Here is a 9,554-nt window from a genome sequence, read left to right on the forward strand (position 1 = left end):
ACCTGATCAATCATGGCAGTTCCTCGTGAGTCAGCGCCGTGTCATGGCCAAAGCGCTGGATGGACGGCTGGCGTTGCTAAGCATAACGCCACAATTTGCGCTTACCTTGAACAGAGCCTGACAAAGCAATGAATAAAATCCCGGGCTGTGGTGTTCAAAGTGAAACATAACCCCCTGTGGAGCCTTGCCCATGACTATCCGTTCCGTTATGTTCGCCGCCCCGTTGCTGCTGGTAACCGCGTTGTCTGCATCGATGGCGTTTGCCAACGGTGATGAAGATGCCCCGGTGCAGAAGCCCAACTGCCCAAAAGGCCAGGTCTGGGACAGCAAATCGCAAAAATGCGTGATGCAGACCAGCAGCGCCGTGCCCGATGCCGATCGTACCGATTACGCCTACAGATTGGCCAAGGACGGTCGATACGCAGAAGCCTTGGCCCTGCTCGATACCCTGAAACAACCGAACACCGCCAAAGCCCTCAATTATCGCGGTTACGCCACGCGAAAACTGGGGCGTACCGATGAAGGCATCGGCTATTACCTGCAATCGGTGAAACTCGATCCGCAGTACGCGCAAGTGCGCGAATACCTCGGCGAGGCCTATGTGATCAAAGGCCGCGTCGATCTGGCGCAGGAACAACTGCAGCAGATCAAATCGATTTGCGGCACGTCCTGCGAGGAATACCAGGACCTGGCTGAAGCCATCAACGACTCGTCGAAAACCTGAAATAGATAAAGGAACGCCATCATCGTCAGCGATCAGGCATTCAGAGCCGAACTCGGACAGCATCTGGCGCGTTTATGGCGCTACGGTCTGTTGCTGTCGCGCAATCGGCACGTGGCCGAGGATCTGGTGCAGGCCACCTGCGTGCGGGCGCTGGAACGCGCCGGTCAGTATGTGGCCGGTACGCGCATGGATCGCTGGCTGCTGAGCATTCTGCATTCGATCTGGCTCAACGAAGTGCGCGCCCGCCGGGTGCGTCAGGGCGCGGGCCAGGTCGATGCCGACGGGCAACTGGCCTTCGATGGCGAATATGCCGCGCAGACTCATGTGATGGCGGCGCAGGTGATACGGCGGGTTGACGCCCTGCCGGAAACCCAGCGCGAAACCGTTTATCTGGCCTACGTTGAAGGCTTGTCCTACCGCGAGGTCGCCGAAATCCTGCAAGTACCGATCGGTACGGTGATGAGTCGCCTGGCCACCGCACGCCTGAAGCTGGCCGAATATCCACCGCTGCAAGCCGTGCCGAAAACCACCGGAGGTGACCGCCCATGAACAAACCCTCCGACGAACAACTGGCGGCCTACCTCGATAATGAACTGGACCCGGCTTATCGCAGCCAGCTCGATAGCGCGATTGCCGACGATCCGCTGCTGAATCTGCGCGTGCAATGGCTTGATCGCAGCAGCCTGCCGTACAAAGAGGCCTATGACGAACTGGCGCAACAGGCGCCACTGGAGCGTTTGCAGGCGCGCCTCGATGCGATCCCCTCGCCCCAGCGGCCGGGGCTGAGCCGGCGCTGGTTCATCGGCGCAGCTGCCGCGACGCTGGTGGCGGGCGGCGTATTGGCCGACCGCCTGTTTATTCTTTGGCAGTCACAGCAAGCGCACAATTGGCGCGCCTTGGTGGGCGACTATATGGCGCTGTATGTGCCGCAGACCCTCGATCACCTGCCGGGCGACGAAGCCAGTCAACGCGCGCAACTACGTGCGGTGGATGCACGGCTGGGCCTGAATCTGTCACCGGCGCTGGTGAAGTTGCCGGGCGCCGAACTCAAGCGCGCACAAATGCTCGAGTACGACGGCGTGCCGATTGCACAACTGACCTACCTCGACGCGAAACACGGCCCGCTGGCGCTCTGCGTGACCCGCTCCAACAGCGGCAGCCGACCACTGGCGCACGAACGACGGCACGAGATGAACGTGGTGTACTGGACCGAAGGTCAGCATGCCTGGATGTTGATCGGGCACAACCCGGCCCCGGCGCTGGAAGACCTCGCCAGACACTTGATCGGGCGGTTGAGCGCATGAGTGCCGCTGCCACTATGCTGAGCGCGTGATTATCCAAGGAGGAAGCACCGATGCCGATTTCACCCCGCAGCGCCCTGCTGGTCATTGACGTGCAGAATGACTTCACCCCCGGCGGCCAACTGGCCGTACCCGAGGGCAATCTGATCGTGCCGCTGATCAATCGCCTGAGTGGCCTGTTCAAACAGGTGATCATTGCCCAGGACTGGCATCCCGCCGGCCACGCCTCATTTGCCTCGAGTCATCCCGGGCGCAAGCCTTACGATGTGATCCAGTTGCCCTACGGCGAGCAGGTACTCTGGCCGGATCACTGCGTGCAAGGCACCGTCGGCGCCGAGTTTCACGCCGAGCTGAAGCTGCCCCACGCGCAACTGATCATCCGCAAGGGCTGCAACCCGGACATCGACAGCTATTCGGCGTTTCTCGAAGCGGACCGGCGCACCACCACGGGCCTGGCCGGCTACCTGAAGGAACGCGGTATCGACACGCTGTACATGGTCGGTCTGGCCTTGGACTTCTGCGTGATGTACTCGGCGCTGGATGCGCGGGCTGCCGGGTTCAATGCGTTTGTGGTGCTGGATGCCTGTCGCGCCATCGATATGGAAGGTTCACTGGCGGCGGCGATGGAGCGGATGCAGACGGCCGGCGTTGGCCTGATCCAGTCAAACCAACTCATCTGACCAACACGCCACTCCCTGTAGGAGCTGCGGCACGCTGCGATCTTTTGATTCTGATTTCAAGAACGAGATCAAAAGATCGCAGCCTCGTTTCTCTCGACAGCTCCTACAGGTTTTTGTGTCAGGCAGTAGTGGGCAACCACAATCTGAACCGCGCCCCGCCCAGTGGCGAACTTTCTACCGTCAGCGTCCCGCCCTGCGCTTCCAGCGCCCGACGACTGATCGCCAGGCCCAGCCCAAAGCCACCGGTGGCGCGGTCGCGGCTGCGATCGAGGCGATAGAACGGTTCGAAAATCCGCTCGCGCTCGTCATCCGGGATACCAATCCCATCGTCGTCGACCCAGATCCCGCAACCATCGGGGCTGACCTGCACACCGATCTGAATGCGTTTCTCGCAATAGCGCATGGCATTGCGCACCAGGTTCTGGATGGCCCGGGCAGTCAGGCGCGGGTCCAGCGAAAAGCGTTCGAGCTGACCGTGCAGCAGCACATCAATGACGATATCCGGTGAATCCAGTTCTTCATCGACGCTGCCCAGAATGCTGTCGATGAATTCGTCCAGCGACACCTCGACCTGCTCGGGTAATTGCGCCGGATTCTGCAGACGGCTGTAAGACAGCAATTCCAGCACCAGCTCATCCAGCTCACGAATGTGCGCGACCAGCCCTTGCAGGCGTTCGCGACTGGTCGCAGGCAAGTCATCCGACAGCGCCAGTGCGAGCCCGAAATCCAGGCGCGTCAGCGGCGTGCGCAGTTCATGGGACACCGCATTGAGCAGGTCCCGCTGCTGGTTGAGCAGATCCTCGATGTCGCCGGCCATGGTATCGAACACGTTGGCCAGACTGCCGATGTTGGAACGCGCAGGGATTTGCGTGCGCTCGTTCAAGTGGCCCTTGCCGAAGCGTTCGGCGGCGCCCTTGAGACGTTCCAGATCACGCCAGTGCGGGCGAATCCACAGCAGCAGGCAGGCGAGCATGCTCGCGCCGATCAGCACGTTGATGCTCCAGTACAACAGATTGACGTCCAGCGGATCCGGCGGCACCACCATTTGTACGGCGACGTCATCGTTCAGTGGCGTCACCGCCAGGGTGCGCCATCCCCAATCGCCGATACGCACCACATTTTCCCCAGCGCGCAATCGCGCTTGCTCGGGGGCGGTGAACCCGGCGTCGTCGATGCGCGCCAGAGCGATGTGCAGCGGCTGGAAGTCCTTGTCCATCGACTGCGCCAGCGCTGGCCACTGGTCCTGCGGCACGCCCTGGAACTGCCGGGTGATCAGCGATTGCAGGCCGCGCGAATAGTCGAGGTTGTAGGTGATGAAGCGCTCGCGGAACGCCATGACCACCAGATCCGGCACCAGATAGATCGCCGCGCTGTAGGAGACGATCGTCACCAGATACAGGCGAAACAGGATTCTGAACATCAGCTCAGCATTCCCACTCGGAACGGCTGAACAGGTAACCCTTGCCCCACACGGTCTTGATCTTGCGCGCCTCACCGGCGTGATCGTCGAACTTGCGCCGCAGCTTGGAAATCGCCACATCCACCGAACGATCGGTGCCGTTGAACTCGATGCCACGCAAGCGCTGGAGGATCTGATCTCGGCTCAGCACCTCCCCGGCGTGTCGGGCCAGCACCACCAGCAAATTGTATTCGCCGCTGGACAGCTCCACCGGTTGCTCGCGCCAGGTCACGGTGCGTTCGGACAGGTCGATGCACAGATTGCCCATCACGATCCGGTCATTGACCGTCATCGGTTCACCGAGGCTGCTGCGCCGCAGCAAGGTACGCACCCGGGCCAGCAAAACCCGTGGCTCACAGGGTTTGGTGACGTAATCGTCGGCGCCCATTTCCAGGCCCAGTACCTGATCGTGACTGTCGTCGCGGGCGGTCAGCATCAGGATCGGCAGTGTCGCCGAATCGGCCCGCAGCAAGCGGCAGACCTGCAGGCCGTCGAGACCGGGCAGCATCAGGTCGAGAATCACCAGGTCCGGCGGATTGATCCGCGCCCGTTCACGCACATGGTCGCCACGGCCGATCACGCAGACGGAATAACCGTTGCGCTCCAGGTAGCTGGAAATCAGTTCGGCGAGGGCGGTGTCGTCTTCGACCAGGAGGATGTTGGGCATGGGGTGTTCCAGGAAAGTGCTGTGGCGACTGTTTGGGCCTCATCGCGAGCAGGCTCACTCCTACAAGGTTCGTGTCTGACACAGTTCCAATGTAGGCCTTCGCCTGCTCGCGATGGCGGTTTATCTGTCGCAATAAATTTCAAGGGATAAAGGATATACGCCCTCACCCGTCCATGAGCAAAACCCTTACACAATTTCACACAGCGCCTACAAAGCTTAACCGCTACCCTCCGCGTCTGGCCTTAGCATGCGGGCATCAATATTAGGGGTGGTACATGTCAAAAAATCTTCTGGCCGGGCTCGGTCTGATCGCCGCTACGCTGTTGCTGAGCGCCTGTGACTCGTCCTCGAAGGCCGAAGAAGAAGCGCCGCCGGCCACCGTGCGTATCGAAACCATCGAGGCCCGCCCCTTGTCGATCAGCAGCGAACTGAGCGGGCGTATCGCCGCGCCACGCATCGCCGAAGTGCGGGCACGGGTGGCCGGCGTGGTGCTGCAACGCACATTCCGTGAAGGCAGCGACGTGAAAAAGGGCGACGTGCTGTTTCGCATCGACCCGGCACCGTTCAAGGCTGACCTGGACAGCGCCGAAGCGGCGCTGCGCAAAGCCGAGGCCAACGCCTTCCAGGCGAAGTTGCAGGAGCAACGCTACGCGCAGTTGATCGACGACAAGGCCATCAGTGCCCAGGATTACGACAACGCCCGCGCCAATGCCCGGCAAACCGCTGCCGACGTGGCGGCCAATAAAGCCGCCGTGGAACGGGCGAAGCTGAACCTCGGCTACGCCACCGTCACCGCGCCGATTTCCGGGCGTGTCGGCCGCGCCCTGGTCACTGAAGGTGCGCTGGTCGGGCAGAACGAAACCACGCCACTGGCACTGATTCAGCAGCTCGATCCGATCTACGCCGACCTCACTCAGTCGACCCGGGAACTCAACGAGTTGCGCCGCGCGTTCCGCTCCGGGCAATTGCAGGAAGTCGGTCAGGATCAGGTCAAGGCCACCTTGATTCAGGATGACGGCAGTCTCTATTCGTTGCCGGGCAAGTTGCTGTTCAGTGACATCACCGTCGACCCGGGCACCGGCCAGATCATTCTGCGCAGCGAATTCCCCAACCCGCATCTTGATCTGTTGCCGGGCAGCTTCATCCGTGTGCGCCTGCAACAGGCAACCATTCAGAACGGCATCACCGTGCCACAGCGCGCCGTGCAACGTGACAGCGCGGGTATCGCGCAGGTGCTGACCGTCGATCCGCAAATGCGCGTGAGCCAGCAGCCAGTGCAACTGGGCGCAGTGCAGAACGACCGCTGGATCGTCACTGGCGGCCTCAAGCCCGGCGACCGCATTGTCATCGAAGGCCTGCAACACGCCCGCCCCGGCGAAAAAGTGCAGATCGACGACACCCCTCTTCCACTTGCCCAGACCTCTGGTCAGTAAGCAGGACGCTTTCATATGCCGCAGTTCTTTATCGATCGCCCGGTGTTCGCCTGGGTTGTCGCCCTCTTCATCCTGTTGGCCGGTGCGCTGTCCATTCCGCAATTGCCGGTGGCACAGTACCCCGACGTCGCGCCGCCGCAGATCGAAATCTACGCCGTGTACCCCGGCGCATCGGCGCAGACCGTCGATGAAAGCGTGGTCAGCCTGATCGAGGAAGAGCTCAACGGCGCCGATCACCTGCTGTACTTCGAATCGCAGAGCAGCCTCGGCAGCGCCACGATCAAGGCCACCTTTCAGCCGGGCACCAACCCCGAGCTGGCCCAGGTCGACGTGCAGAACCGCCTCAAAGTGGTCGAGTCGCGTCTGCCACAAGCGGTCAATCAGCAAGGTTTGCAGGTGGAGAAAGTTTCCGCAGGCTTCCTGTTGCTGATCACCCTGACCTCAAGCGACGGCAAACTCGATGACGTGGCGCTCAGTGATTATCTGGCGCGCAACGTGATGAACGAGATCAAGCGCATCGACGGCGTCGGCAAGGCGCAGCTGTACGGCGCCGAACGGGCGATGCGAATCTGGATCGACCCACAGAAGCTGATCGGTTTCAACCTGACCCCGGCTGACGTCAACGCCGCCATCGTTGCGCAGAATGCTCAGGTGTCGGCGGGCAGCATTGGCGATTTGCCCAACCCGTCTACGCAGGAAATCACCGCGACCATTCTGGTCAAGGGGCAGTTGTCGACCCCGGAAGAGTTCGCCGACATCGTGCTCAAGGCCAATTCCGACGGCTCCACCGTGCGCATCAAGGATGTCGCACGGGTCGAGATCGGCAGCCAGGAATACCAGTTCGGCACGCGCCTGAACGGCAAACCGTCGACCGCCGTCGGCGTGCAACTGGCACCGGGGGCCAATGCCCTCGCGACCGCCACGTTGATCCGGGTGAAGATGGACGAGTTGTCGCGCTACTTCCCGGCCGGCGTGGAGTACAAGATTCCATATGACACCTCGCCATTCGTCAAAGTCTCGATCACCAAAGTCGTCTACACACTCGGCGAAGCGATGCTGCTGGTGTTTGCGGTGATGTTTCTGTTCCTGCAGAACATTCGCTACACACTGATCCCGACGCTGGTGGTGCCGGTGGCCCTGATGGGCACCTTTGCCACCATGCTCGCGCTGGGGTTCTCGATCAACGTGCTGACCATGTTCGGCATGGTGCTGGCGATCGGCATTCTGGTGGACGACGCCATCGTCGTGGTGGAGAACGTCGAGCGGATCATGGCCACTGAAGGCTTGTCGCCGAAGGAGGCGACGCGCAAGGCCATGAAGCAGATCACCGGGGCGATCATCGGCATCACTCTGGTGCTGGTGGCGGTGTTTATTCCGATGGCGTTCATGCAGGGTTCGGTGGGCGTGATTTACCGGCAGTTCTCTTTGTCGATGGCGACCTCGATCCTGTTCTCGGCATTCCTCGCCCTGACCCTGACGCCTGCACTGTGCGCCACGCTGCTCAAGCCGATTGCCAAGGGCGAGCATCACGAGAAGAGCGGATTCTTCGGCTGGTTCAACCGCCGCTTCGAGCAACTGACCGATCGCTATCAAGGCTGGGTCGGCTACGCCCTGAAGCGCAGCGGGCGATATCTGTTGATCTACGGCGTGCTGCTGATCGGCATGGGGCTGTGCTTTGCACGTCTGCCCTCCTCGTTCCTGCCGGTTGAGGATCAGGGTTACACCATCACCGACATTCAACTGCCGCCGGGTGCGAGCAAGAACCGAACGGTGCACGTGGTCGAGCAGATCGAGGCGCACAACGCCAGTGAACCGGGTGTGGGCGACAGCACGGTGATTCTCGGCTTCAGTTTCTCCGGCAGCGGTCAGAACGCGGCGCTGGCGTTTACCACCCTCAAGGACTGGTCTGAACGCGGCAGCGACGATTCGGCTACTTCGATTGCCGACCGCGCCAACATCGCTCTGAGCCAGATCAAGGACGCCGTTGCCTTTGCAGTGTTGCCGCCACCGGTCGACGGCCTCGGAACATCCAGTGGTTTCGAGTTCCGCCTGCAGGATCGCGGCGGTCTCGGCCACGCGACATTGATGCAGGCGCGCAGCGAACTGCTCGCTGCTGCAGAAAAAAGCCCGGTGCTGATGAACGTGCGCGAAAGCGCGCTGGCCGAAGCACCGCAGGTGCAACTGGAGGTGGACCGCAAACAGGCCAACGCGCTGGGCGTGTCGTTCGCCGACATCGGCAACGCGCTGTCTACTGCCATCGGCTCTTCGTACGTCAACGACTTTCCCAACCAGGGCCGGATGCAACGGGTGGTGGTGCAGGCCGAAGGTGATCAGCGCAGCCAGGTCGATGATCTGCTGAAAATGCACGTGCGCAACAACGCCGGACACATGGTGCCGCTGTCGGCGTTCGTCCAGGCGAAATGGACCCAAGGCCCGGCGCAATTGACCCGCTATAACGGCTACCCGGCGATTGCGATTTCCGGCGAGCCATCGCCCGGGCACAGCACCGGCGAGGCCATGGCGGAGATTGAACGGCTGGTCGCCCAAGGGCCGAAAGGCCTGGGTCAGGAATGGACAGGACTGTCGTTGCAGGAACGTTTGTCCGGCAGTCAGGCGCCGATCCTGCTCGGTCTGTCGCTGCTGATCGTGTTCCTGTGCCTGGCGGCGCTGTACGAGAGCTGGTCAATTCCGACCTCGGTCCTGCTGGTGGTGCCGCTGGGCGTGCTCGGCGCAGTGCTGGCGGTGACTTTGCGCGGGATGCCCAACGACGTGTTCTTCAAGGTCGGACTGATTACCATCATCGGCCTGTCGGCGAAGAACGCGATCCTGATCATCGAGTTCGCCAAAAGCCTGTATGACGAAGGCCATGACCTGATCGATGCGACATTGCAGGCAGCGCGCCTGCGTCTGCGGCCGATCATCATGACCTCGCTGGCATTCATCCTTGGCGTAGTACCGCTGGCCATTGCCACCGGTGCCAGCTCGGCAAGCCAGCAGGCCATTGGCACCGGGGTGATCGGCGGGATGATCACCGCGACGCTGGCGGTGATCTTCGTGCCGTTGTTCTTCGTGGTGGTGATGAAGCTCGTACAACGCTTCACCAAACATCACTGATCCCACTGATCCCATTGTAGGAGCTGCCGAAGGCTGCGATCTTTTGATCTTTGATAAAAAAGGCTCAAAAGATCGCAGCCTGCGGCAGCTCCTACAAAAGCACGGTTGCGTGCGCTAAGGTGCAGGGATTGATCATCACTGTGAGTCCCCATGCGCTTCCTCGCCCGCACCCACCC

8 protein-coding genes are annotated in these 9,554 nt (G+C 61.5%); 6 read left to right on the top strand and 2 right to left on the bottom strand.

Annotation, left to right across the window (positions count from 1 at the left end; genetic code table 11):
• Positions 1-190: 190 nt before the first annotated feature.
• From DBR18_RS06950 to pncA, 4 genes are all read left to right on the top strand, one after another.
• On the top strand, positions 191-724 hold the full coding sequence (locus DBR18_RS06950) for a tetratricopeptide repeat protein (RefSeq protein WP_108589798.1): 534 nt from the start codon (positions 191-193) through the stop codon (positions 722-724).
• A gap of 90 nt (positions 725-814) precedes the next feature.
• On the top strand, positions 815-1,273 hold the full coding sequence (locus DBR18_RS06955; protein ID WP_230679381.1) for a sigma-70 family RNA polymerase sigma factor: 459 nt from the start codon (positions 815-817) through the stop codon (positions 1,271-1,273).
• The gene (locus tag DBR18_RS06960; protein WP_108589799.1) at positions 1,270-2,028 is read left to right on the top strand and encodes an anti-sigma factor; all 759 of its coding nucleotides are present in this window, start codon (positions 1,270-1,272) and stop codon (positions 2,026-2,028) included. Before DBR18_RS06955 ends, DBR18_RS06960 begins: the two co-directional genes overlap by 4 nt.
• A 50-nt stretch (positions 2,029-2,078) precedes the next feature.
• On the top strand, positions 2,079-2,705 hold the full coding sequence (pncA, locus tag DBR18_RS06965; protein ID WP_108589800.1) for a bifunctional nicotinamidase/pyrazinamidase: 627 nt from the start codon (positions 2,079-2,081) through the stop codon (positions 2,703-2,705).
• Between the two features lie 118 nt (positions 2,706-2,823).
• On the opposite strand, the gene DBR18_RS06970 is transcribed toward pncA, so the two are convergent.
• A complete protein-coding gene (locus tag DBR18_RS06970; RefSeq protein ID WP_108589801.1) occupies positions 2,824-4,125 on the bottom strand; it encodes an ATP-binding protein in 1,302 nt (433 codons plus the stop codon).
• A gap of 4 nt (positions 4,126-4,129) precedes the next feature.
• Positions 4,130-4,831 carry a response regulator transcription factor gene (locus tag DBR18_RS06975; protein WP_047602328.1) on the bottom strand — a complete coding sequence of 234 codons (702 nt, stop codon included), beginning with the start codon at positions 4,829-4,831 and terminating at the stop codon, positions 4,130-4,132.
• A 275-nt stretch (positions 4,832-5,106) separates the two neighbouring features.
• On the opposite strand from DBR18_RS06975, the gene DBR18_RS06980 reads away from it, so the two are divergent.
• Together DBR18_RS06980 and DBR18_RS06985 are read left to right on the top strand one after the other, a co-directional pair.
• The gene (locus DBR18_RS06980) at positions 5,107-6,264 is read left to right on the top strand and encodes an efflux RND transporter periplasmic adaptor subunit (protein WP_108589802.1); all 1,158 of its coding nucleotides are present in this window, start codon (positions 5,107-5,109) and stop codon (positions 6,262-6,264) included.
• A 15-nt stretch (positions 6,265-6,279) separates the two neighbouring features.
• Complete coding sequence (locus tag DBR18_RS06985) at positions 6,280-9,378, top strand: efflux RND transporter permease subunit (RefSeq protein WP_108589803.1); 3,099 nt, start codon at positions 6,280-6,282, stop codon at positions 9,376-9,378.
• The last annotated feature ends 176 nt before the right edge of the window (positions 9,379-9,554 follow it).

The sequence above is a fragment of the Pseudomonas sp. HMWF021 genome (genome assembly GCF_003061005.1).
GTDB lineage: Bacteria > Pseudomonadota > Gammaproteobacteria > Pseudomonadales > Pseudomonadaceae > Aquipseudomonas.

Coding starts and splice junctions, on each gene's coding strand:
- DBR18_RS06950 (WP_108589798.1), top strand. CDS start 191: ATGACTATCCGTTCCGTTATGTTCGCCGCCCCGTTGCTGCTGGTAACC.
- DBR18_RS06960 (WP_108589799.1), top strand. CDS start 1,270: ATGAACAAACCCTCCGACGAACAACTGGCGGCCTACCTCGATAATGAA.
- pncA (WP_108589800.1), top strand. CDS start 2,079: ATGCCGATTTCACCCCGCAGCGCCCTGCTGGTCATTGACGTGCAGAAT.
- DBR18_RS06970 (WP_108589801.1), bottom strand. CDS start 4,125: ATGTTCAGAATCCTGTTTCGCCTGTATCTGGTGACGATCGTCTCCTAC.
- DBR18_RS06975 (WP_047602328.1), bottom strand. CDS start 4,831: ATGCCCAACATCCTCCTGGTCGAAGACGACACCGCCCTCGCCGAACTG.
- DBR18_RS06980 (WP_108589802.1), top strand. CDS start 5,107: ATGTCAAAAAATCTTCTGGCCGGGCTCGGTCTGATCGCCGCTACGCTG.
- DBR18_RS06985 (WP_108589803.1), top strand. CDS start 6,280: ATGCCGCAGTTCTTTATCGATCGCCCGGTGTTCGCCTGGGTTGTCGCC.